This window comes from Pseudomonas sp. ATCC PTA-122608 (assembly GCF_001952855.1).
Classification (GTDB): Bacteria; Pseudomonadota; Gammaproteobacteria; order Pseudomonadales; family Pseudomonadaceae; genus Aquipseudomonas.
In genome coordinates this window covers 96172-118761 of record NZ_LPNO01000024.1, presented here as the reverse complement: position 1 = coordinate 118761, position 22590 = coordinate 96172, and the positions used below count along the sequence as shown (strand labels likewise).

Genomic DNA, 22590 nt, shown 5'->3' with positions numbered 1-22590 from the left:
ATATGATGAATGTGGACCTGCAACAACTTATCCAGGCATTGACGGCGTCCACACGGCGCGATCTGGAACGCTGCGCCGAACGTTGTGTCACTCGCGGCGGCGGCGAGGTCTTGGTGGAAGACCTGCTGTTGACTCTCCTGGAGCATCCGGAGGCTGTACTGATGCGTGCGCTGCAGGATGCGGGCGTGGATGTGGGCGAGTTGCATGCAGTGCTGCAACCCAGGACTGACCAGAGCGCCTCCCGTAATCCGGTGTTTTCACCCGCCTTGGTGCAATGGTTGCAACAAGCCTTGCTGGTCGCCCACCTGGAGCTTGGGCGAAGCGAAGTGGAACACGGTGCCTTGTTGCTCGCTTTGTTGCGCCACCCGCTGCAGCACGCGGGCAGCCGTTATCAGGCGGTGTTGAGCAAGCTTGATGCGCAACGCGTGCTCGATTTTCTCTTGAGTGACAGCCCTCGGATGCCTCCCGCTGAAGTGGGGCGTTCATTACTGGAGCGCTTTACCCATGATCTGACGCGCCAGGCTCGGGACGGAAAGCTCGACCCCGTACTCTGTCGCGATCACGAAATTCGCCAAATGATCGATACCCTTGCGCGGCGGCGCAAGAACAACCCCATTCTCGTGGGCGAGGCGGGTGTCGGAAAAACCGCAATAGTCGAGGGCCTGGCCCTGCGAATCGTGAGTGAGCAAGTGCCAGAGGGGCTGAGGGACGTGCGTCTGCTGGTCTTGGACATGGGCTTGCTGCAAGCCGGTGCCACCATCAAGGGTGAGTTTGAACGGCGCCTGAAGGGCCTGATCGACGAGGTCAACGTCTCGCTGCAACCGGTCATTCTGTTTATCGACGAGGCCCACACCTTGGTTGGCGCAGGCGGCCAGGCCGGTAGCTCCGATGCTGCCAACCTGCTCAAGCCGGCATTGGCGCGGGGTGAGCTGCGGACCATCGCTGCCACGACCTGGTCGGAGTACAAGAAATACTTCGAGAAAGACCCTGCGTTGGCGCGGCGTTTCCAGCCGGTGCTGGTGCGCGAGCCGACAGTAGAGGAGGCGGTGACCATTTTGCGTGGGTTGGCCCCGGTGTATGAGGCCAGTCACGGCGTCTACGTACGCGATGATGCCGTGGTTGCCGCCGCGCAGTTGAGTGCTCGCTATCTGGCCGGACGCCAGTTGCCTGACAAGGCCGTGGACGTGTTGGACACCGCTTGTGCCCGGGTGCGCATCAGCCTGGTGACGGCGCCAGACGAACTGCAGCGCCTGCGCGCCGAGCTGGCCGAGGGCAGGCGTCAGCAACTCGCCGTGCGCCGGGACGCCGACGCGGGGTTGGCCATCGATGAACCGGCGTTGCAACGACTCACACAGAGACTGGAAGAAGTCGAGGTCGCACAGTCACGGCTTGAACAACGCTGGACCTGCCAATGCGACCTGGCCCACAAGATGCTCTCGCTGCGCCAGCAACTGGTCGACGCTCGTAACAGCGGCGAAAACATTGAAGCCATTGAACGGCTTTTGGCTGAGGCCCACCAAGCGTTGCAGGCCATACAGCACCAGCAGCGGCTGGTCAGTTTTGAAGTGTGCCCACGGCTGGTGGCACAGGTGATCAGCGCCTGGACCGGCGTTCCACTGGAACAATTGGCCCGTGAACACAGTGCGAAGGTCCTGAGTTTTGCCGATGATTTACGCGGTCGCATCCTCGGTCAGGAGTGCGCCGTGCAGGTCCTGGATCGCTGCCTGCGCGCTGTCGCCGCCGGTGTGAACAGGCCGGATGCTCCCGTAGGTGTATTCCTGCTGGTAGGCCCCAGCGGCGTAGGCAAGACAGAAACGGCCCACGCCCTGGCTGACTTGTTGTACGGCGGTGAGCGGTTTGTCACCACGATCAATATGTCTGAGTACCAGGAGAAACATTCCCTGTCCCGACTGATCGGAGCACCGCCGGGTTATGTGGGCTATGGAGAGGGCGGCGTGCTGACGGAGGCCGTGCGGCAAAAACCCTACTCCGTGGTGCTGCTCGACGAGGTCGAGAAGGCCGACCCGGATGTCTTGAACCTGTTTTACCAAGTGTTCGACAAAGGCGTAGCCAATGACGGCGAAGGGCGTGAAATCGATTTTCGCAACACCCTGATCCTGATGACTTCCAATCTGGGCGGCCAACGTATCACTGAGCTCTGCGCCGAAGGGCAACAACCGGAGGTCGAGACCCTGCACGCCGCTATCCGGCCGGTGCTGACCGCTCATTTCAAACCGGCGTTGCTGGCCCGTATGCGCGTGGTCCCGTATTACCCGATGGCGGGCGTGGTGCTGCATCAACTGATTGAAAACAAACTTCAGCGCCTGGGTGCGCGCCTGCTTCAGCGCAAGCTGACGTTCAGTCACGCAGAGGAACTGGTCGCACACATGGCCGAGCGCTGTAGCCACGGCGAAAGTGGCGCGAGGTTTATCGATCAATGGATCGAGGCAAACCTGTTGCCGCAGGTGGTGGATCGGTTGCTGAATGCGATGGCCGTTGGCAAGTCGCTGCAGTTCGCTCATGCCAGGCTTGATCCCAGCGGCACTGTCGTTTGTGAGTTCAGCTGATGGCGGACAACCTGTTTACCCAGTTGCCGAACCCGCTGGATTACGCCGCGGCCTTGCTGGGGTGGTTCACCCGATTAGGTATTGATAGCGACGAATCGACATTGGCCGAAAACCTTGCCGCAGGCACCGCGTTGTTGAGCGGTTGCGAGCTGAGCCAGTTGTACCTGCTCGATCAAGCGAATGGCCGCCTCGATCTGGTTGCCCAGCACTTGCCGGGTGTATTGCCGGCCGGTGACCTTGCGAACCCGGGAGCGGACTTCAAGAGCGAGCAACTGTTGCAATACGTTCTGGAACACAACCGTGTCCTCCACCTCACCGAGCTGCGTGGCAGCCTGTATGACACGGGATTTCTGCCGGCGGCCGCATCGCCCTGGCAATCACTGCTGTGCGTGCCACTGCTCGGGCAGCACCAGCAGGTGTCCGGAATGCTGTTGTGTGCCAGCCAACGCACGACGGAACTGGCTGGCTACGGCCCCTCCCTGGGCCAATTGGGTAGTTTTGCCTTGAATCAGTTGGCCATGTTGCGGCGAATGCATAGGGCTCCCGGTGCGTTGAAAGTGGTTCGCAGCACGCCCGGCACCAGTGCCTATGGCTTGATAGGAAACAGCACGGCGATGGACGAGACGTGCCGTCTGATCGGCAAGGTTGTGAATAGCCCCTACACCGTATTGCTGCGAGGGGAGACCGGCACAGGTAAAGAAGTGGTCGCCCGGGCCATTCATGCTGCCGGGCCGCGCAGCAACAAAGCATTTGTGGTGCAAAACTGCGCTGCGTTTCCCGAGGGCTTGCTCGAAAGTGAATTGTTCGGTTACCGCAAAGGCGCGTTCACCGGGGCCGAAAGAGACTACGCCGGTCTGTTTGACACCGCCCACGGCGGCACGCTGCTGCTCGACGAAATCGGTGACATGCCGCTGTCACTGCAAGCCAAGTTGTTAAGGGTGCTGCAGGAAGGCGAGATTCGCCCATTGGGTGCCAATACGGCCCACAGGGTCGACGTACGAATCCTCGCGGCGACCCATCGGGACCTCACCCGCATGGTGGCTGAAGGGAGCTTTCGCGAAGACCTTTATTACCGATTGGCGCAATTTCCTATCGAGTTGCCAGCGCTACGCCAGCGCGAGGGTGACGTGCTGCAACTGGCCCGGCATTTCGCAGACAAGGCCTGCGCAATGCTGGGTCGAGCGCCGGTGGGCTGGTCGAGTGCGGCGCTGGATCAACTGTCCAGCCACAGCTTCCCCGGCAATGTGCGCGAGCTTAAATGCATGGTGGAGCGGGCGGTGCTGCTGTGCGACGACGAAGTCATCCTGCCGCCGCACCTGTCGCTGTCGCCTGGCCTGACTGCGCCGGCTGTTGACGCGACGCTGCGCCAGCGCATGGAGCGGGTCGAGCGGGTTGTCCTGATCGACTGCCTGCGCAAAAACCGTGGCAACCGAACGCGCACGGCCCGTGAGTTGGGTGTCGCCCGGCGCACGCTGCTGTACCGCCTTGCACGCCTGGACATTCCTTTTGGCGACGTCAAGGGGGAGTGCTGAATGACGCGCCCCTTAAATTCCGGGAGATATCTGATGCCTGTTAGTCAGTGGCAAGCCCTGATGCTTGTGTTGTTTTTGCTGAGTGGCTGTAACACCAACCATGTCTTTGACGACGGTGACTACCGCCCGCTGGGCGATCCCCAGTCTACCGGTCGTGGCCAGTGAGCGCAGGGGAGCCCTACATGCAACTAGTGTTTGAGGTATGCCCTGCAGGGCAAGGACGGGCGCCGGCCCTGCGCAAAACCTTTAACGGCGTTGGCGGCGTCGTAGGCCGTGGGGCCAGTTGTGACTGGGCCCTTCCTGACGCCAGCCGCCAGGTTTCCAGTCGTCACGCGGTGATCAGCTATCGCGACGGCCGTTACTTCCTGACGGACATCAGCAGTAATGGAACCCGCCTGGCAGGCAGCGCCGAGCGTCTGCGGGAGGGGCAGGAGTATCCGGTAGATGACGGCATGATATTTCAGCTGGGGCCGCTGAGTATTCGCGCACGGCTGGTCAGCCCGACGACGGTGCCGGAACATGACGGATTGCCCACGCTGATTCCCGATGATGCATTTCTTGAGCTGGATCCGGTGCAGGCACTGGCCGGCGAACGACAGCTTCAGGACGAGTCGCAAGACTTGGCCGCGCTGACCATGGCCAATCACGAGGCATTGCGGTGGACGGACCATGCAGCGGCAGACCGGGATCATCTGACGGTTCCCGAACTTGTGGAGCCTGCCCGCAGGGTGGGGCCGAGCCTTCCATCGCCACTTCCAACTCAAGGCTCAGAGCCATTTTGGTCTGCGTTTGCGCAGGCCCTGGGTATCGATCTGGACACCCTTGATGAGCCAGGAAGAGAGGTGTTGGCGATAAAGGCGGCGGGGCTGCTCAGGCAAATGACGGAGGGATTGCAACAGAGCCTGAGTACTCGCAATGAGCTTAAACGCGAGTTGAATCTATCACTTACCCATACACCGCTCCAGAGTCCCGATCCGCTTAAAGACTGCGTCGACGTCAGCGCAGCCTTGGGACTGCTGTTGGGTGCCGGGCAGTTGGGGCAGGTGTCCGCCGAGATGTTCGTCACACGGGCCTACCGCGACATGCAGGCCCACCAGGTGGCTCTGCTGGTGGCCTGCCGCGCGGCGCTACGCGGGGCTCTGGCGGCCTTCGCACCCAGTCATTTGCGCCTGTGTTTCGAGCGCCAACCGAAGCCCCCGTTGATTCCTCGGTGTGGCACCTACTGGCGCGCGTATCAGCGGCACTACCAGGCGCTGATCGAGGACGAGCACTTGAGCGAGGGCCTGCTGGGCAGCGACTTCATCAAGGCCTATGAAGAGCAGATTCGTCTGATCTCAACCCTTCACCGTTATCCAGGATGATCTTCATGTCCCGAGTCGTCGTTGCATTGTTGTGCGCTGTGATGGGTTTGCTGGGTGGTTGTGCCCTGTCGCCCTTTTCGAAGCTGACCAAGGTGGACCTGACACTGACGGCCAGCGAGCAGGTCAACCCCGATCTCCATGGTCGCCCATCGCCGATCGTGGTGCACCTGATGGAACTGCGACACCCCGTGGCTTTTGAGAATGCAGACTTTTTCAGCCTTTACGGCCATGCAGAGCAAGCCTTGCCCAAAGACCTGGTGAACCTCGAAGAACTGGAGCTGCGCCCTGGCGATCACTCCACACTCAAACTCAGTCTAGAACCAGGCAGTCGCTATGTCGGCGTGCTGGCGGCGTATCGTGATTTGCCCCACTCGCAATGGCGCTATGTGTTGCCGGTGACCGCGCAGCGATTGACGCGCGCCGAACTGGTCCTTGATCAGGCCGGTATTCGGCTGGTGAACCCGCAACCAGCCAAGGCGGGCGACTGACATGCACAGCCAAAAAGTCATCTGGCAGGAAGGCATGTTGCTGCGCCCTCAGCATTTTCAGCAAAACGATCGTTACCACGATCAGCAACTCAAACGCCGCACCCAGTTGTTGTGCGCCCACGGCTGGGGCTTCCTGGCCCTGGAAATCGATCTGCAATACTTGAACATGGGCAAGGTCGTGGTGAATCAGGCCAGTGGAATATTGCCGGACGGCAGCCTGTTCGAACTGGGTGGGTCAATGGAGTCGCTGGTGCTGGAGGTTCCAGTGAATACCGGAAAACAGGCGATATACCTGGCCTTGCCGTTGGCCACGAGTCACTGCGTTGAAGCCCGTCGCCCGGAGCAGGTCGATGTAGTGGCGCGCTACAAGACCCTTGCGGTAGACGTCAGCGACTCCAACGCCGGGGAGGATTCCCTTCGTCAGATACAGTGCGGGCAGCTGGATTTTCGTCTGCTGCTGGGAGAGCAGCACAGCGACCAGCATTACGTGAAGCTCAAGGTTGCCCAGGTGCTCAACTGCACCGAAGAGGGTGTGAGCCTGGATGCCGATTTTATCCCGACCTTCATTCACCTGCATGGCTCGAGTTACCTGCTGTCTTGCCTCAAGGAGGTGATCAGCCTGCTCGCTTGCCGGGGGGATGCCATCGCCGAACGGATTCGCGTCAACGGCACCGCCGCCGGCGCGGAGGTCGGTGACTTCCTGATGCTGCAATTGATCAATCGCACCGAACTGGTCTTGCGTCACTACCTGGGCCTGAGCCAGGTCAGCCCTGAGGCGCTGTATCGAACATTGCTGTCGATCCTGGGTGAGCTCGCGACGTTTGCCAGCGACAGCAAGCGTGCGCACTTCGAGGGGCATTACCGGCACAGCGACCAGGGCGCCAGCTTTCGCGGCTTGATGGAGCCGATTCGCGGCCTGCTGTCGATGGTGCTTGAGCAGCATGCCATTGAGCTGGCGCTGCAGCCCCGCCAGTACGGGGTGTTGGTGTGCCCGGTAAGCGATCTCAATCTGTTGGGTTCGGCGACCTTCGTTCTGGCCGCCAGTGCCCATTGTGAGGCCGATGAGCTGCGCCACCGGCTTCCGGCGCACCTCAAGGTTGGGCCTGTGGAGCGAATTCGCGAATTGGTCAACCTGCATTTGGCGGGCATCAAGGTCAAGCCGCTGCCGGTGGCTCCCCGACAGATACCGTTTCATGCCGCAAAAACCTATTTCATGCTCGAACTCAGTGCCCGGGACGTCGAGCAGTTGAAGCAGTCGGGAGGTTTTGCCTTACACGTCAGCGGCGACTTTGCCGAACTGGAACTGAAATTCTGGGCTATCAGGAACTGAGACCATGGACAGGGAATATCCGCAGGATGAAAAAACCATCCTGCTTGATCGACAGGGACGTGGGCCGGCGCAGGGTCCGATAACCGACTTCGCATCGCCGCCGCGCTTCGAACAACTGGAAGACCGGATGATTTACGCCGCCCGCTTGCAGGGCTTGGAGCACTTCAATGTTGGCCTGAACAGTTTGGTTGCGCCTGCGTCGGCACTGTTGTCCGAGGTGGTCCAGCTCAAGCGCAGCACCGCTCAGGAAAGCCTGCGCGCGCTCAACGAACGGCTGTCATCCGCGGTCAGGTTGTTCGAGACGCGCGCCCGGCATGACGGTGCGCAGAGCAGTGAGGTGATGGCGGCGCGGTATGTGCTGTGCAGCGTGATCGACGAAGCCGTGGTCACCACCTCATGGGGCAGCCAGAGCGATTGGTCGAAGATGAGCCTGCTGAGCAGCTTTCACAACGAAACCTTCGGCGGCGAGAAATTTTTTCAACTGCTTGAGCGTATGTCGAGGGACCCCATCAAGCACCTGGCGATGCTGGAACTGATGTACCTGTGCCTGTCACTCGGGTTCGAGGGCAAATACCGGGTCATGGAGCGTGGGTTGTTGCAGCTAGAGCAGGTTCGGGACGCGCTGTATCGGCAGATCCGGCATGTGCGGGGCGACTCCCGGCCTGCCTGCGCACCGCCGCCCAAGGCGGAACAGCAGCCCCAAAAACGGCTGAGGGTCGTGCCGGTCACCTGGATTGCGGTGTTTGTCGTCTCCAGCCTGTTGACCCTGCATGCGGGGTTTACCTGGGTACTGGGCCAGCAGCGCGAGACCGCGCTGCAACCGTATCAACTTGTGGCGCCGGATATTACCCGAGCGCCCCTCTAACGCAGGGAGCAACACATGAACGCATTCTTCAGGAGCGCGGGCACCGTGCTGGGCAGGATTTGGGTCTGGAGCCTGTTGCTGGTGCTCGCGATCGCGGTGGCCGTGTGGTTTTTCGGGCCATTGCTGGCCGTCGATGATTATCGATTCTGGCAAACGACGGCGGCGCGCTTGCTGACGATCAGCGGGCTGTTCTTGTTGTGGGGCCTGGCGATGGTGTACGCCAATTGGCGCAGCATTGCCCGGCAAGGAAAGGTCGATAATGTTCAGTCGTTCCCGCACAAAGGTCTGGTGGAAAACGAGCAGCGGCAACTGCGCGCTCGCTTCAAGGACGCTCTGTACACCCTGAAAAACTCCAGCATTTATGGCGAGCGCAGCCCGCGTGGGCGCGATGCGTTGCCGTGGTATTTGCTGATCGGCAAGGAGGGCAGTGGCAAGTCCCGGATGTTGGCGGCCAGTGGGTTGCAGTTGCTCCAGAATCGGGGCGAGCCAAGGGTGACGGCGGAAGGCGGTGGCACACGTGACTGTGAATGGCACTTCGCCGAAGACGGGGTGTTACTCGACACTGCTGGCCGCTACGTCAGCCAGCCTGACAGCCAGGTGGATGGCGCGGGTTGGTCGATGCTGCTGGGCCTGCTCAAGGCGCGGCGCCGCACCGGCCCGCTCAATGGTGTGGTGGTGGCGCTGTCGATGGATACATTGCTCCATGGCAGTGAACGTGATCTGGAGAATGATGCGCGGGCAGTCCAGAGTCGGCTGCTGGAGATCCGGCAGACGTTGCATGTGGATGTGCCGATCTACCTGGTGGTGACTCAGGCCGACCGGCTGTCGGGGTTTGGGGAGTTCTTCGATCGTCCACTGGGAGAGGGCAGTGATGCGGTGCTTGGTGAATCTATCGCGCCCGGCAAGGACGGGATTGATACTGGCCAGGTACGCCAGGCGTTTGAAGCGCTGCTTCAGCGCCTGAGTGGTGAGCTTGTGCAGCGACTCCATCAGGAGCGCAACAGCGACCTGCGCGGTCGGATGCTCGACTTTCCTCATCAGGCGGCTCGAATTGGCGAGCGTCTGAGCCTGTACATCGACGTTGCGTTCTGCGGCCCGCGTTATCAGCACAGCAACGGCTTTCGTGGTTTCTACTTGACCAGTGCGGACGGTGGCCCGCAACCACTTGAGCTTCGCCCGCACTTTATCCAGGGCTTGTTCAGCCGGGTGATTCTGGCGCAAGCCGATCTGGCGGGCCTCCATAGCCAGGAGCGACGTCGCATTTGCTGGCGCCAGGGTTTGCTGGGCCTGAGCGCGTTAGTGGTCGTCGGGGCGGCGGGCCTGCTTTGGACCCATAGCTACTCTTTCAATCATCAACGCCTGGAGCAACTTCAGGATCTGGTGCGACGGCCCGCGCCCGTGCAGCCCGGATCGGACGCTACCCTGGCGCTTCTGCCGCTGCTCGATAGCCGCCTGGCGGCCACGCGGGTTTTCCCTGCTCAAGGCGAAGCCAGACTGGTTGAACGGGCTGGGTTGTACCAAGGCACTATCAGCCGCCCCGTGCTGGAACAGGCCTATGAGCACGCCTTGGATCAACTGCTGCTGTCTCAGGTCGGCGAGATGTTGCAAGAGCAGGTTCGCGGCAGCCTGGAAGATCGCGAGCGGCTGTTGGACAACCTCCGGGCGTACCTGATGCTCAACCTGCGGGAGCGTCGGGATGTCGGCTGGCTGCGCGAGCGGGTGGCGGGGCATTGGTCTGTGCGTTTTGCCGGTGAGCCCTCCGTGCAGAGTCGTTTGAATGAACACTTCGCGCACTTGCTTGAGCAGCCGTTCGTACACCCGCTCGACAGCGAATTGGTGGCCCACGCGCGCCACGTGTTGCGGGGCGAATCGCTGGTCGATGTGGTGTACCGCGTGCTGCGTGAACAAGCCCGCGGCCTTGAACCGTTGCGCCTTGCACACGGGCTGGTGTTTGACGGTGGCGACCAGCCCATTCCGGGATTTTATACACGCAAGTACCTGCGGTATTTCGAGTCGCAGGGCGCGCGTCTGGTGAACACCATCGTCCAGGACAACTGGGTGCTGGGGGAGGGGGCCGACCTGAGTGCGATGGACTTGCGGCGGTTGATGGTGGAACTTGAGCAACGCTACTTCAGCGAGTATGCCGAGGCTTGGAGCGAGGCGATTGGACGGATTCGCCTGCGCGAGATTGACAATTCCAGGCAAGGCGCCGAGCAACTCGCCAGCCTGACGTCAGCCCAGTCGCCGTTGTTGCAGCTGTTACAACAGGTTCGTGAAAACACGCGCTTGCCATCGGTCAACGAGCGCCTGGATAAGTTGGCTGCCAAACTGCCCGTCCCTGGGGTAGAGCTGTTGCAGGTTGCGCAGACCGCAGCCGTCGACGTCGACGTCCGGAGCGGATTGGCCGACACATTGCCCGACATGGCACGGCGCGCCATGCAACGCCGCTTCGAGCCCTTGCACCAGTTGCTGGACAGCCACGAGAACCCGGGCACCGAGTTGACCCAGGCGCTGCAGGCACTCAATGACTTGCACCTGCAATTGGCGACCTTGAATCGCGAAGGCTCGCCCGAGCCGGTCGCCTTCGACATGGCAAAGCGTCGGACCCAAGGCCAGCAGGATGCACTGAGTCATCTGCGTAACGTTGCCGCCCGTTTGCCGTTGCCGCTGGCGGGTTGGTTTGAAAGACTGGCCGACGAGCATTGGAGCCGCCTGCTCGACCAAGCTTATCGCCATGTGAACCAGCGTTATCAGAGTGAGGTATATGGTTTTTACGCCAAGGCGATCAAGCAACGTTATCCGTTCAATGCCCACGCCAGCAGCGACGTCTCCCTTGATGATTTTCAGGAGTTCTTCAAGCCAGGGGGGATAATGGCGCGATTTTTTGACAGCTATCTAAAGCCTTTTGTCAGCGCCGATGCCGGTCGCTACAGGCTGCGCAGCCTGGATGGGCGCAGCTTGCCGATGTCCCGGGCGTTCCTCGACCAGCAAGCGAAGGCGCAGGTGATCAGGCGCGGTTTTTTTGCGGATGAACCGGGTGGCTTGCAGGTTCGTTTCACCGTCGCGCCCTACAGTTTGGACCCTTCGGTAAGTCGCGCGGTCTTGCGTTTGGGCGGCCAGCAGATGGAGTACCGGCACGGGCCGATTGTCCCGATGGCGATGCAGTGGCCAGCCGAGGCTGAAAATGGTCGCAGCAGCCTGGTGCTGGAGCGGGGTAGCGAGCGGGCGTTGGGGCTCGAAAAAAATACCGGGGCCTGGTCGCTGTTCCGCTTGTTCGACCTGATGCAGAGCGAACCCTCCAGCGGGCAGGATGCCCTGATTCTCAAGGCGGACCTGGCAGGCTTGCGCGCCAACTACCTGCTGACCAGCCGGCGCGCGCCCAATCCGTTTCAGATCGCGCAGTGGCGTACCTTTCGCCTTCCGGAGCAACTGTGATCCGAGGTCAGGATCGCTGGCGCAGTGCTGGCCGTACGGACCGTGGCAAGCTCCGGTCGCGCAACGAGGATGCTTTTCTCGATTGTCCTCGGCAGGGCTGCTGGGCCGTGGCAGACGGGATGGGCGGGCATCAGGCAGGGGATGTCGCCAGCCAACTGGTGGTCGATAGCCTGGCGTTATTGCCCGGCCAGGGGAGCCTCGACGAACGGGTCGAGGCGACCCGCCGTTGCCTGCAATGGCTCAATCGGCGGCTGGGTGAAGAGTTGACGGTCACCGCCCAGGGTGGTGATCGCACCATGGGGAGCACGGTCGTGGCTTTGCTGCTTCAGGGCGATCGCGCTGCCTGTGTCTGGGCGGGTGACAGTCGTTGTTATCTGTGGCGAGCGCAGACGTTGTACCAGCTGTCGCGGGACCATTCGCTGTTGGAGCAGTTGATTGACCAGCGGGTGAGCCTGGAGCGGGCCAAGGCGCACCCCGATGCGCGGGCGCTGACCCGCGCCATCGGCTCGCGGGAACCATTGAGTCCGCAGGTATTGGAACTCGGGACTCTGTCAGGAGATGTCTTTCTGCTGTGCAGTGATGGCCTGTATCAGGCGCTTAGCCATGGTGAGTTGGGGCAGGCGTTGAGCCTGGGAAACCCACAGCGGATTCTGGACCAACTGTTCGCCGGCGTATTGCGCGGTGCCGCCCGCGACAACCTGACCGCTGTGGTGGTGCAGTCATGAACGATAAGCCTGGGCTTGAGGTTATGCCCAGTCGCCCGTTGACCCACTTTGCTTTCGCCCGGGCGCAGGGCAACCCGCAGCGCGACGGGATACCTGCGTTGCTGGCCGGGCGATACCTTATCGAACGAGTTCTGGGCGCTGGCGGCATGGGCGTGGTCTATCGCGCCCGGGATCTGCTGCACGAACAGTTTGGTGAGTCGCGTTCCAGTGTGGCGATCAAGGTGCTGGGTGAAGCCATTCGTGAATGTGCAGACGCCCACGTGCTGCTCTACAGCGAGTTTGCCCTGACGCGCAGCCTTCGGCATGAGCAGGTGGTACGGGTGTTTTCGTTTGAAGTAGACGCTCCCTGTCAGATCGCTTTTTTCACCATGGAACTGCTTCAGGGCATGACCCTGGATCGGCTGCTGCTGGAGCGCCCCGGTGGCTTGCCGTGGCAAGAGTGGCAAGGCATCGCCGTGCAATTGCTCGATGCGTTGCGTCATAGCCATCAGCAGGGCGTGCTGCACGGGGATGTGAAACCCGGCAATGTGATGGTAGGAGAGGGCGGGCTGCGTTTGTTTGATTTCGGTCTGGGTCAGGCTTGCGGACAGGCCTCGGCGGGGCCGCCAGGCTTGAGTCGCAGTCGTTTCAACGCTTGGACGCCAGCGTACGCCGCGCCGGAGTTGCTGGCCGGCGCAGCACTGTCGGCCAGTGCCGATCTGTATGCAGTGGCTTGTGTACTGTACGAATTGGCCCAAGGACGGCGCCACTCCAGTGACAGACCGGTCCGTCCCGGGCAATTACCTCGCCATTGCTGGCGAGCGTTACGCACGGCTTTGGCGATCGACCCAGAGCGCAGGGTGATCACCCCTGAAGAATTGCATGCAGCGCTCAGCGATCCCCGCCAGTGTTTTAGCCGCTGGTTCTACTCGGGCAAGTCATGCAACTGACAATATTCGGCCCAACTCAAGCCCGCCATCTGCGCCACTTCCTTGTGCACCTCAAGGCGCTGGGCCTCGAACTTCGCAGGGGAATGCGCCGTCAATTTCAGCGTCAGCTCCCAGGCAAACAAGCCCTGTTGCTCGGCTTCTGCCTCGAAGGCTTCATGCAGGCGTTCGGCGCGGTACTGCTCCATGGTTTCCCCTTTAGCCTGCGCCGCCAGGGGGTTCAACGTATTCAGTTCTTCGGCCAGGGCAGGGTGTTCGCTCAGGAATCTGTCCAGGGCTAGCTGGTGGTTTTCGCCGGGTTGGGACAAAGGTTTACTCCACGGTAAGAGAGACGGCTGGTCAGACCCAGCAGTGCGCAGGCCATGAGGGAACGTCGCTTTTTACGACAACAAGTGCGCCGAAGGATGGGCCAACCCGGGGCAATCGACAAGCATCAGCGCGACGGCGCGAATCTGAATAATTGCGCCGATGGCAGCAAAAGCCTTTCGTTCGCGGTATCAGGGCGTGTAGCGTTACCTCGTCGATAAAGGCAACGGCACATGTGTCTTTGCGACTTTGGCATCAGGGATCGAGTGCTATGTGCAGAGGGACAGGTGATGGCGCAAACGCTGTTCAAGCTTTTCTTCACCCAACGGCTGACGGCCTTGGCCAGCACCGAGTCGTTGCGGGCCATTCGTGAGGGATTGTTGTGGATCCTGCCATGTCTGCTGGTGTCGGCCGGGTTCCTGATCCTGTCTGAATGCGCTCGTGTGCTGGGTTTCGACCCTCAGGTGGTGGCCTTGCTCGCGGGGCTGCACAGCCAGATCAGCTCGGTGATCCCGCTGCTGGTGGCCGCCTCCATCGGTTACATGCTTGCGATTCAGCACCGCCTGCCGCAGCTACCGGTGGCGTTCCTGTGCCTGGCCCATGTGGTGATCGCCACGTTTGTGCTGCGGGATTTCCCCCGTGCCTCAGCGACCTTCGTGTTGTTCATCGCCATCGCCTCGCCGTTGATCAACGTGCCCGCCATCGCCTGGCTGCATCGGCGTCGCTGGACCCGGTTGATCAACGAAGACCTGGTGGGGCACAACCTCAAGGGCACCATCAATATGGTGGTGCCGGGTGCGATCACCGCGCTCGGGCTGGTGCTCCTGCTGTCGTTGCTGTTGCAGATTCCGCAGGTGGCGCAGCTTCAGGGGCCGCAGGTGCTCGATGCGCTGGAAACGCCCTATGGCAGCGGCTTGTTTGTAACCCTGATGAATTCGCTGCTGTGGTTTTTTGGGATCCATGGTGTCTACGCCATGCAGCCGTTGTTTGACGTACTGGATCAGGCTGTCGCGCTCAATAACGCGGCGCTGGCGGCAGGCGAACCGGTCAAATATCTACTGAACGGCGGCTTGCTGGGCAGCTTCGCGTTTATCGGCGGCTCGGGTGGCGCGTTGTGCCTGCTGCTCGCGATCCTGCTGTTTTCCAAGAGCCGGTCGATGCGATTGGTGGCGATGGCCAGCTTGCCGCTGTCGCTGTTCAATGTCAGTGAAGTGTTGTTGTTTGGCTTGCCGATCATTCTCAATCCGCGTCTGTTCATTCCTTTTCTGGTGGTGCCGGCGTTCAACGCGATGCTGGCGCTGATGGTGGTGCAGATTGGCTGGGTCTCGCCTGCGGTGGTGAGTGTGCCGTTTACCGCGCCGGTGTTGCTCAACGCCTATTTGAGCACCCATGGCGACCTCGCGGCGGTGTTGCTGCAGGTGGTGTTGCTGGGGGTTGGCATGCTGATTTATGCACCCTATGTGCGGGCGATCAATCGCCAGGCCACGGAAGGCGGCACGGTGTATTTGAAGTCGCTGGACATGACCTTTCGCGGCCTGGAAGAAAAGGGCCGCTTGCTGGAGCTGGATCCGGTAATGGCTTCCCACAAGGCCCAGGCGCGCCAGGTCAGCGAGTTGAGCCATATCCAGCAGATCAGCGACTATGAGTTTTACCTTGAATTCCAACCGCAGATTTCTACCCGGACCGGGCTATGCACCGGTTGTGAAGCGTTGATGCGCGCACGGGATGCCGAGGGCACGGTGCATTCGCCCTGGGAGTTCCTGCAATGGCTGGCCAATGCCAGGTTGATGCCCGATGTGGATGTGTGGGTGGCGTCCCAGGCTGTGCGCCAGTACCAGAAGTGGCGGAAGGTCGGTTTCAGGTTACCGATGACAATCAATATCTCCAGCGCCACGCTCACCACCCCGGCCTATGGTGACCGGCTGGTGGAGATACTGGCCCAGGCCCATGGGCAGGTGTCGGTGGAGATCACCGAGGATGCATTGGTGGGGGATATCCAGGGCGCCCGGCAGATGATCGAGAAGCTGCAGGCGATCGGCGCCAAGGTGTACCTCGACGATTTCGGCACCGGGTTTTCGGCGCTGAGTTATCTGCATCAGTTTCCGGTGGATTTCATCAAGATCGATCGCAGTTTCGTGGTGGCCCAACATGATCCAAAGGGCGCTCAGGTGCTGACCGGGATGTTGAGGTTCTGTGAGGCGTTGAACCTCGGGGTGGTGGTCGAGGGCGTGGAAACCGCCGAGCAACTGGCGTTTTTGCAGTCGGGCTCGGAGTTGATTATCCAGGGCTGGTATTTCAGCAAGGCGCTGCCGGGAGACGAGCTGGAGCGGTTTGTGCGCGGGCGCTATGCGCAGATGCAACCTAACGCTCCAGAACCCCTCTGAAGGTTGCACTCAAGGCCCGCAATGTCTCACGGGAGCGGCCATCGCTGATCCGGCTGTGCAGCACGATTTCACTGACGGGCAACGCCGGTAGTCCGTACTGTTCACTCACGTCCACAGCGCCCGCCGGAGCAACCCGCCGAGCCAGCGCTGCAACGCCCAGGCCGGCGCTGACGGCCGCACCGACGGCCATCACGCCGCCGCCGACAAACACTTCGGTCCAGTCAATCCGCGCTTCATCCAACGCCCGCACCGCCAACTGTCGCACGCCGCAGGGCGAGGCCATGGTTGCCATGCGCAACGGCGTGCCGGGCGTGTGCTGCCAGGTCGGTGCGGCGAACCAGCCAAAGCGTTCAACCACCAATACTTCGCCGTCCTGGCGGTCGCCCTCGTTGCGCACGATCACCGCGTCCAGTTCATTGCGGTCGAACGCAGCCACCAAGTCCCGGGACGAGGCAATCCGCACCTCCAGAATCACCAGTGGGTCGTACGCTGCCAGGCGGCTGAGCCACAGCGGCAGGTCGGGCCCGGCCACATGGTCGCTGATGCCGATCACCAGCCTTCGTGGTGCGCTGTTGCCCATGTCACCCAATGCCCGTTCGTGGGCATTGAGCAACGCGCGGGCGGCAACGATGAACTGTTCGCCCTGGGGCGACAGCCGCACATGCCGTGGCGTGCGCACCAGCAGGCGGTAACCGAGGCGCTCTTCCAGGCGCTTGAGCTTGAGGCTGATGGCCGCCTGTGACGTGTCAAGGGCCTGGGCTGCACGGGTGAAACTGGCGAAGTCGGCCACCAGTACAAAGGCGTGCACGGTGTCGATATCCAGCGGCTTGAGGGTGTCGGTCATTTCAGTTCCTTATCACACCTATATCTGGTGATATCTTGCTGAAATCATGGGCCCGGCACAAGCTGTCCACTCATCTGAACAGGAGCGCCATGATGTTTGCCAAACAGTATTCACACCGCTTGCCAGCTGATTACGACATGGGTGTCATCCGCGAGCGCGCCGCCCGGTTGGGGCCGCAGTGGGATCACACCGAGGGTTTGCTGTTCAAGGCGTTTATCGCTCAGGAACGGGGGCAGGGGCCGGGCGTGGGCAACCTGTATTCGTCGGTTTACCTGTGGTCGGATCCTTTGCAGGCCGCAGACTTTTTACTCGGCGAGCGTTTTCAGAAGGTCCTCGACAGTTTTGGCCGGCCGCACATTGAGTCCTGGTTACCGCTGGATGTGCAGCGAGGTCCGGCGCAAACCGCTTTGAGCCTGTACCGGGAAGAGTGGGCGCTGGAGCCAAGCGCGGACCGTGGGCAAATCCTCGCCACCGAAAAAGCCCGCAATCAGCAGATTGCAGACACCAGCGATAACTTTGCGGTGTTTCTGGCGCTGGATGTGCAGGCGTGGAAGCTGGTGCGGATTACCTTGTCGGGCAAGGCGCTGGATGTGAACCGCCCGGGCAACGGCTATGAGGTGTTCTACCTGGCGCGGCCAGGGGTGTGAATGCCGGTCGCCGCCGATCTGTCGGCGGCTACCGGCTTCCTGTGTGCGGATCGTTGTAAGATATTGAACTATCTTCGCCAGAGCGATTTGTCATGCAGGCCACCCGGTTGACCCTGATTTCCCACGCCAGCACCCGTGCCCAGAAATGTGCACGCTTTGCGCTGGATGAGTCGGTGGAGATGGACTGGCAGCAGGCGGCGTTGTCCCAGGCGCAGCGTTTCAAGCGTGCGCCCCTTGTACTGTGTGGCCCAGAGACGCGAACCCGGCAGACGGCGACCCTGTTTGCCGCCGAGGCTTCAGTTGAAACAGCCCTGCGCGATTGTGATTTCGGCCGCTGGCAAGGGTTGGCGATCGATGAGGTTCAACAGGCCGAGCCCGAAGCGCTCCAGGCCTGGTTGAACGACAGCACCTGCGCGCCCCACGGCGGCGAATCGGTGGTGCAGTTGTGTGAGCGGGTAGGGCAGTGGTTGCAGTCCCTTGAGCAAACGCCGGGGCATGTGCTGGCCGTCACCCATCCCTTCGTTATCCGCGCGGCGCTGCTGCACGTCATGCAATTGCCGCCCTCGATGTTCAACCTGATCGACGTGGAGCCGCTCTCATCCACCGAGCTGCGGTTCAACGGCCGTTGGCGCCTGCGCCTGGAAACTCACGCCTGACGCCCCGAACATGGCAAAATCCGCTCCCCGCACCGAGAACACCCATGAAGACTTTCCCATGAAACGCATCCTGATCATCGGCATTGGCGCCGGCAACCCCGACTACATCACGATGCAGGCGGTCAAGGCGCTCAACCGCACCGACGTGTTTTTCCTGATGGACAAGGGCCAGAGCAAGGACAAGCTGATCGACCTGCGCCGGGAAATCTGCGAGACCTACATCACCGACCACGCCTACCGCTTTGTCGAGGCCGATTGCCCTGAGCGGGTGCGTGGCGACATCGACTACACCACCGCCGTAAAGGATTTGAACCGCGACAAGCAACAGACCTTCGAGCGGATGATCAATGAAGAAATGGCCGACGGCGAAGTCGGTGCATTCCTGGCTTGGGGCGACCCGGCGCTGTACGACAGCACCATCCGTATCCTGCAGGCGATTCTGGCCAGCGGCAGCTGCGAGTTCGAGTTTGAAGTGATCCCCGGGATCACCAGCGTCCAGGCCTTGGCGGCCCAGCATAAAGTGCCGTTGAACCGCATTGGCCGCTCCATCGAAATCACCACCGGGCGTCGCTTGGCAGCGGGGCAGGCGAGTGATGCCGACACCCTGGTTGTCATGCTCGACGCCGAAGATTCCTACCGCACCGTGGCCGACCAGGACCTGGATATTTACTGGGGCGCCTACCTGGGCACACCGGACGAAATCCTGATCAGCGGCAAGGTGGCCGAGGTGGCCGAAGAGATTGAACGCGTGCGCAAGGCGGCGCGCCAGGCCAATGGCTGGATCATGGATACCTATTTGTTGCGCAAACCCTGAAGGTTGATGCCCATGCTCAAACTGATCGCCCTGACAGTGGCGCTGTTCGCCAGCGCTGCCCATGCCGAAGACGAATTGCTCACGGACTTGCCCCTGCCTTACCTGGAACAGACCCAAAGCGATGCACGCAACGAGCCGCTGGTGATCTTCCTGCATGGTTATGGCAGTGACGAGGCCGACTTGTTCGGGCTCAAGGACCGCTTGCCGTCGACCTGGACCTACCTGTCTGCACGGGCACCGATGCCGGTGGAGGGCGGTGGTTATCGCTGGTTTCGCAAGAAGCCGGGCGATGGCGATTTTGATGGCGAGACCGCCGATTTGCAGAGCAGCGCCAAGCTGATCGAAGACTTCGTCGCAAAGGCCACCACCAAGTACCACACCCAAAGTGAGCGGGTGTTTCTGGTGGGGTTCAGCCAGGGCGCGATCATGTCGTACGAGGTCGGGTTAAGGCATCCCGAAACCCTGCGCGGGATTGCGGCGTTGAGCGGCAGCCTGCTGCCGGTACTCAAGGCCGAACTCAAGCCGGACGCGCGACTGGGCAAGCTGGCGATTTTCATTGGGCACGGGACGCTGGACCAGGCGCTGCCTTACTACTCGGCAACGCGGGCCAACGAGGTGTTGCAGGGGATTGGCCTCACCCCGGAATTCCACGGCTACCCGGGGATGATTCATACCGTCGGTGAAGCGGAGTTACTGGACTTGAAGCAGTGGCTGGAGAAGAGCCTGCACTGAGTCCAGCGATGTGAACGCGGTCAAAATGTGGGAGCGGGCTTGCTCGCGAAAGCGGTGTTTCAGTCAGCACATGTATTAACTGACCCACCGCATTCGCGAGCAAGCCCGCTCCCACATTGGATTTTCATTGTCAGGTAAATCGGGTTACTTACCGCCAATAATCTGCTTCACCAACAGTGCATGACCGGCTTCATCATCCGCCCGGGAAATCGCCTGCACCACCAACTGGTGGCTGCCGGAGCCCGTCAGGAAGGTGGAGCTCAGCGTCTTGCCTCCGCCCATGGTTGCGGTGCTGTCGACCTGGCGCAGGGCCAGGCCCTTGACGGTGAGTTTCTTCTCGGCGCCTTTCTTGAAGTCCGGCAGGGCCGCGCTTTGTTCCTTGACGAAGTCCGCCACGGCGCCGTCGAGGAACTGCGGGTCGTTGTCCTTGATCAGGCCGGCGACACTCGGTTTCTCGACCACAAAAATCACGCTTTTGGTGGCCTGGTCGCTGTACATCGTGCCGCTGGCGCCCGCCGTGCCGTGTTCGGCATCACCGGCCGGCAACGGGTCGGCCAGGTAGGACTTGGGCAGGTTGAAGCTGAACTTGCCGTCCAGGGTAGAGATGGTCTGGGTGGCGGTTTTCTGCGCCGCAGGCTTGCTGGCGGCGAGGACTTGGCTGGCGCCGAAGCCGGCGGCCAGTGCGAGGGCCAAGAGGGCTGCGGTCTTGCTGAGGGTGGCCATGAAGCTCTCCAGGGATGAACGAAATTGCGCCGTATTCTGTCAGAATTTTCGCTAGATCGTTCATCTCCATCCTTACACCTTGTCGGACTCTTCCTCGAGTCGGTCCATCTCAAACAGCCGCGCCAATTCCGTCCGGGCTTCCTGGGCCGACTGCATCACCTTGGCCGCGTCGTCATACACCGCGTGCTGGGCGGCCAGCAGTTGCAGGTCGTGGTTTTTGAAACGGTTAATGCGCGCATCGGCCTGGGCTTGGGTCAGGCCAAGGCCCACGAGGGTGCGACGGCTCATTTCCAGGCTGGAGTAAAATGTTTCGCGCACCGGTGATGCGTCGAGGTCCACCAGGCGATGCACGTGTTGGCGGTTACGGGCGCGGGCGATGATCTTCATGTGCGGGTAGAGGCTGCGCACCAGCTCGGCGGTCTTGATGTTGATTTCGGGGTCGTCCATGGCGATCACAAAGAATTCAGCCTGGTCGACTTTCGCCGCGTGGAGGATTTCCGGGCGCTGGGGGTCGCCGTAGAACACCGGCATGCCGCCGAAACTGCGGGTCAGCTCGATGGTTTCCACCGAGGTGTCGAGGGCGATAAACGAGATGTTTTGCGCCCGCAGGATCCGCGCCACGATCTGTCCCATACGGCCCATCCCGGCGATCACCACCCGGGGGGCATCGCTTTCGATGGCGCGGTATTCCTCGGGCACTTCCACCGGCTTGACCTTGGGCTTGAACAGTTTCGGGCAGAGCAACAGCAGCAACGGGGTCACGGCCATCGATAGGGTAATGGTCAGCACCAGGATGTCGTAGAGGTGCGGTTCGAACAGGCCCTGGTCGCGGCCGATCTTGAACACCACGAAGGCAAATTCACCGCCGGCTGCCAGCACCACACCCAGGCGCAGCGCGCTTTCACGGTTCAGGTCACCGGCCAGACGGCCTACGCAAAACAGTAACGGCAACTTGATGGCGATCAGCAGCAAGGTCAGGCCGAGCACGATCACCGGCGCACTGAACAACAGGCTGATATTGGCGCCCATGCCCACGCTGATAAAAAACAGGCCCAGCAGCAGGCCCTTGAACGGTTCGATCTGCGATTCGAGTTCGTGTCGGTATTCGGAGTCTGCCAGCAGCAGCCCGGCGAGGAAGGCGCCGAGGGCCATGGACACGCCCACCAACTCCATCAGCCATGCCGTGCCAATTACCACCAGCAACGCGGTAGCGGTGGACACTTCCCGCAGGCCGGTCTTGGCCACGATGCGAAACACCGGCCGCAGCAGATAGCGTCCGCCGATAATCACCACGGCGATGCTGCCCAGTACTTCCAGTCCGTGCTGCAAGCCTTGGGAGGTGGTGGCGGGGTGATCGCTGCCGGCGAGCAGCGGCACCATGGCGATCAGCGGGATGGCCGCGATGTCCTGGAACAACAGGATCGCAAAGGCCAGGCGCCCGTGGGGCTGATTAAGCTCCTTGCGCTCGGCCAGGCTTTGCAGGCCAAACGCGGTGGAGGAGAGTGCCAGGCCAAGGCCCAGCACAATCGCACTGTTCCATGACTGGCCAAACGCAAACAGCGCTACCACGCCGATCACCGTGCCCGTCAGCAATACCTGCGCCAGGCCGACGCCAAACACCGCCTTGCGCATCACCCACAAACGCTTCGGTGACAACTCCAGGCCGATGATGAACAGCAGCAACACCACCCCAAGTTCGGAAAACTGGCTGACGCTTTGCGGGTTGCCCACCAGGCCCAGCACCGAAGGGCCGATGATCACGCCGGCCAGCAAGTAACCCAACACGGCGCCCAGTTGCAGGCGCTTGGCCAAGGGCACGGTCAGTACGGCGGCGAACAGGAATACAACCGCCGCTTGTAACAGGTTGCCTTCATGGGGCATTGGGGACTCCAGGATCGTTTTGCTGAATCAACAGGTTTTACTGTAGGAGCGAGCTTGAACGCGAAAGTCATTAACGATGACGCTGACTGGCGTGAATACACGCGGTGCCTTAGCGCTTTTCGCGAGCAAGCTCGCTCCTACAGGGGTAACACAGCGCGTTATTAGAGCGCTTTTTTACATTGTGAAATCTGAATTTTTGCGCGGCTCAGAGCGTTCAGCTCCGCGTTCATTGGATGTCGTCCGGGTCCTGCGCGGCACTCGCGAAAGTATTAATACCATTTATTTCAATGAGTTTTATGCACGCGGCTAACGTTGTGACGAACAGGATCAGTTGTTATCACGGTCAGGTGTTTCGACGTCGATGCGTGTTTGGA

Annotated in this window: 19 protein-coding genes; 15 read left to right on the top strand and 4 right to left on the bottom strand. The window is 61.3% G+C overall.

What is annotated here, in order from left to right; genetic code table 11:
* Positions 1-2 precede the first annotated feature (2 nt).
* From tssH to AU074_RS20615, 10 genes are read left to right on the top strand one after another with little or no spacing between them, the layout of a single operon-like run.
* Entirely contained in the window at positions 3-2567 is a 2565-nt protein-coding gene (gene tssH, locus AU074_RS20660; RefSeq protein ID WP_076016297.1) for a type VI secretion system ATPase TssH, read from the top strand.
* Entirely contained in the window at positions 2567-4099 is a 1533-nt protein-coding gene (locus AU074_RS20655) for a sigma-54-dependent Fis family transcriptional regulator (protein WP_076016296.1), read from the top strand. Before tssH ends, AU074_RS20655 begins: the two co-directional genes overlap by 1 nt.
* A 33-nt stretch (positions 4100-4132) precedes the next feature.
* Positions 4133-4264 carry a type VI secretion protein TagU gene (locus AU074_RS20650; protein WP_076016295.1) on the top strand — a complete coding sequence of 44 codons (132 nt, stop codon included), beginning with the start codon at positions 4133-4135 and terminating at the stop codon, positions 4262-4264.
* Positions 4265-4281: 17 nt separating this feature from the next.
* A complete protein-coding gene (tagH, locus tag AU074_RS20645) occupies positions 4282-5460 on the top strand; it encodes a type VI secretion system-associated FHA domain protein TagH (RefSeq protein WP_076016294.1) in 1179 nt (392 codons plus the stop codon).
* Positions 5461-5465: 5 nt separating this feature from the next.
* The gene (gene tssJ / locus AU074_RS20640) at positions 5466-5948 is read left to right on the top strand and encodes a type VI secretion system lipoprotein TssJ (protein ID WP_076016293.1); all 483 of its coding nucleotides are present in this window, start codon (positions 5466-5468) and stop codon (positions 5946-5948) included.
* A gap of 1 nt (position 5949) precedes the next feature.
* A complete protein-coding gene (gene tssK / locus AU074_RS20635) occupies positions 5950-7278 on the top strand; it encodes a type VI secretion system baseplate subunit TssK (RefSeq protein WP_076016292.1) in 1329 nt (442 codons plus the stop codon).
* Between the two features lie 4 nt (positions 7279-7282).
* Positions 7283-8143 carry a type IVB secretion system protein IcmH/DotU gene (icmH, locus tag AU074_RS20630; protein ID WP_076016291.1) on the top strand — a complete coding sequence of 287 codons (861 nt, stop codon included), beginning with the start codon at positions 7283-7285 and terminating at the stop codon, positions 8141-8143.
* Between the two features lie 15 nt (positions 8144-8158).
* Entirely contained in the window at positions 8159-11578 is a 3420-nt protein-coding gene (tssM, locus tag AU074_RS20625; RefSeq protein WP_076016290.1) for a type VI secretion system membrane subunit TssM, read from the top strand.
* The gene (locus AU074_RS20620; RefSeq protein ID WP_076016437.1) at positions 11578-12303 is read left to right on the top strand and encodes a PP2C family serine/threonine-protein phosphatase; all 726 of its coding nucleotides are present in this window, start codon (positions 11578-11580) and stop codon (positions 12301-12303) included. Before tssM ends, AU074_RS20620 begins: the two co-directional genes overlap by 1 nt.
* Positions 12300-13232, top strand: coding sequence for a serine/threonine-protein kinase (locus AU074_RS20615; protein WP_083676701.1), 933 nt, complete (start codon positions 12300-12302; stop codon positions 13230-13232). Before AU074_RS20620 ends, AU074_RS20615 begins: the two co-directional genes overlap by 4 nt.
* On the opposite strand, the gene AU074_RS20610 is transcribed toward AU074_RS20615, so the two are convergent.
* Positions 13208-13537, bottom strand: coding sequence for a DUF6388 family protein (locus AU074_RS20610; protein ID WP_076016289.1), 330 nt, complete (start codon positions 13535-13537; stop codon positions 13208-13210). The two genes, AU074_RS20615 and AU074_RS20610, sit on opposite strands and share 25 nt — an antisense overlap.
* Before the next feature lie 288 nt (positions 13538-13825).
* Between AU074_RS20610 and AU074_RS20605 the strand changes: the two genes are divergently transcribed.
* Entirely contained in the window at positions 13826-15919 is a 2094-nt protein-coding gene (locus tag AU074_RS20605; RefSeq protein ID WP_076016288.1) for an EAL domain-containing protein, read from the top strand.
* On the opposite strand, the gene AU074_RS20600 is transcribed toward AU074_RS20605, so the two are convergent.
* Positions 15897-16763: a LysR family transcriptional regulator gene (locus tag AU074_RS20600; RefSeq protein ID WP_076016287.1), complete on the bottom strand. Its 867-nt coding sequence runs from the start codon at positions 16761-16763 to the stop codon at positions 15897-15899. The genes AU074_RS20605 and AU074_RS20600 overlap by 23 nt on opposite strands.
* 92 nt (positions 16764-16855) lie before the next feature.
* Between AU074_RS20600 and AU074_RS20595 the strand changes: the two genes are divergently transcribed.
* The 4 genes from AU074_RS20595 to AU074_RS20580 all read left to right on the top strand — a co-directional run bounded on the left by AU074_RS20595 (position 16856) and on the right by AU074_RS20580 (position 19612).
* Entirely contained in the window at positions 16856-17410 is a 555-nt protein-coding gene (locus AU074_RS20595; protein ID WP_076016286.1) for a DUF4865 family protein, read from the top strand.
* Between the two features lie 92 nt (positions 17411-17502).
* The gene (locus AU074_RS20590) at positions 17503-18066 is read left to right on the top strand and encodes a histidine phosphatase family protein (protein ID WP_076016285.1); all 564 of its coding nucleotides are present in this window, start codon (positions 17503-17505) and stop codon (positions 18064-18066) included.
* 58 nt (positions 18067-18124) lie between these two features.
* Positions 18125-18880, top strand: coding sequence for a precorrin-6A synthase (deacetylating) (gene cobF / locus AU074_RS20585; protein WP_003208076.1), 756 nt, complete (start codon positions 18125-18127; stop codon positions 18878-18880).
* 12 nt (positions 18881-18892) lie between these two features.
* A complete protein-coding gene (locus AU074_RS20580) occupies positions 18893-19612 on the top strand; it encodes an alpha/beta hydrolase (protein WP_076016284.1) in 720 nt (239 codons plus the stop codon).
* Between the two features lie 144 nt (positions 19613-19756).
* Here AU074_RS20580 and AU074_RS20575 read toward each other — a convergent pair whose 3' ends face one another.
* Together AU074_RS20575 and AU074_RS20570 are read right to left on the bottom strand one after the other, a co-directional pair.
* Positions 19757-20335, bottom strand: coding sequence for a hypothetical protein (locus AU074_RS20575; protein ID WP_003208079.1), 579 nt, complete (start codon positions 20333-20335; stop codon positions 19757-19759).
* Positions 20336-20407: 72 nt separating this feature from the next.
* Positions 20408-22216 carry a monovalent cation:proton antiporter-2 (CPA2) family protein gene (locus AU074_RS20570; protein ID WP_076016283.1) on the bottom strand — a complete coding sequence of 603 codons (1809 nt, stop codon included), beginning with the start codon at positions 22214-22216 and terminating at the stop codon, positions 20408-20410.
* Between the last annotated feature and the right edge of the window lie 374 nt (positions 22217-22590).

Coding starts and splice junctions, on each gene's coding strand:
- tssH (WP_076016297.1), top strand. CDS start 3: ATGATGAATGTGGACCTGCAACAACTTATCCAGGCATTGACGGCGTCC.
- AU074_RS20655 (WP_076016296.1), top strand. CDS start 2,567: ATGGCGGACAACCTGTTTACCCAGTTGCCGAACCCGCTGGATTACGCC.
- tssJ (WP_076016293.1), top strand. CDS start 5,466: ATGTCCCGAGTCGTCGTTGCATTGTTGTGCGCTGTGATGGGTTTGCTG.
- icmH (WP_076016291.1), top strand. CDS start 7,283: ATGGACAGGGAATATCCGCAGGATGAAAAAACCATCCTGCTTGATCGA.
- AU074_RS20600 (WP_076016287.1), bottom strand. CDS start 16,763: ATGACCGACACCCTCAAGCCGCTGGATATCGACACCGTGCACGCCTTT.
- AU074_RS20570 (WP_076016283.1), bottom strand. CDS start 22,216: ATGCCCCATGAAGGCAACCTGTTACAAGCGGCGGTTGTATTCCTGTTC.
- cobF (WP_003208076.1), top strand. CDS start 18,125: ATGAAACGCATCCTGATCATCGGCATTGGCGCCGGCAACCCCGACTAC.
- AU074_RS20615 (WP_083676701.1), top strand. CDS start 12,300: ATGAACGATAAGCCTGGGCTTGAGGTTATGCCCAGTCGCCCGTTGACC.
- AU074_RS20595 (WP_076016286.1), top strand. CDS start 16,856: ATGTTTGCCAAACAGTATTCACACCGCTTGCCAGCTGATTACGACATG.
- tssK (WP_076016292.1), top strand. CDS start 5,950: ATGCACAGCCAAAAAGTCATCTGGCAGGAAGGCATGTTGCTGCGCCCT.
- AU074_RS20650 (WP_076016295.1), top strand. CDS start 4,133: ATGCCTGTTAGTCAGTGGCAAGCCCTGATGCTTGTGTTGTTTTTGCTG.
- AU074_RS20575 (WP_003208079.1), bottom strand. CDS start 20,335: ATGGCCACCCTCAGCAAGACCGCAGCCCTCTTGGCCCTCGCACTGGCC.
- tagH (WP_076016294.1), top strand. CDS start 4,282: ATGCAACTAGTGTTTGAGGTATGCCCTGCAGGGCAAGGACGGGCGCCG.
- AU074_RS20590 (WP_076016285.1), top strand. CDS start 17,503: ATGCAGGCCACCCGGTTGACCCTGATTTCCCACGCCAGCACCCGTGCC.
- AU074_RS20580 (WP_076016284.1), top strand. CDS start 18,893: ATGCTCAAACTGATCGCCCTGACAGTGGCGCTGTTCGCCAGCGCTGCC.
- tssM (WP_076016290.1), top strand. CDS start 8,159: ATGAACGCATTCTTCAGGAGCGCGGGCACCGTGCTGGGCAGGATTTGG.
- AU074_RS20605 (WP_076016288.1), top strand. CDS start 13,826: ATGGCGCAAACGCTGTTCAAGCTTTTCTTCACCCAACGGCTGACGGCC.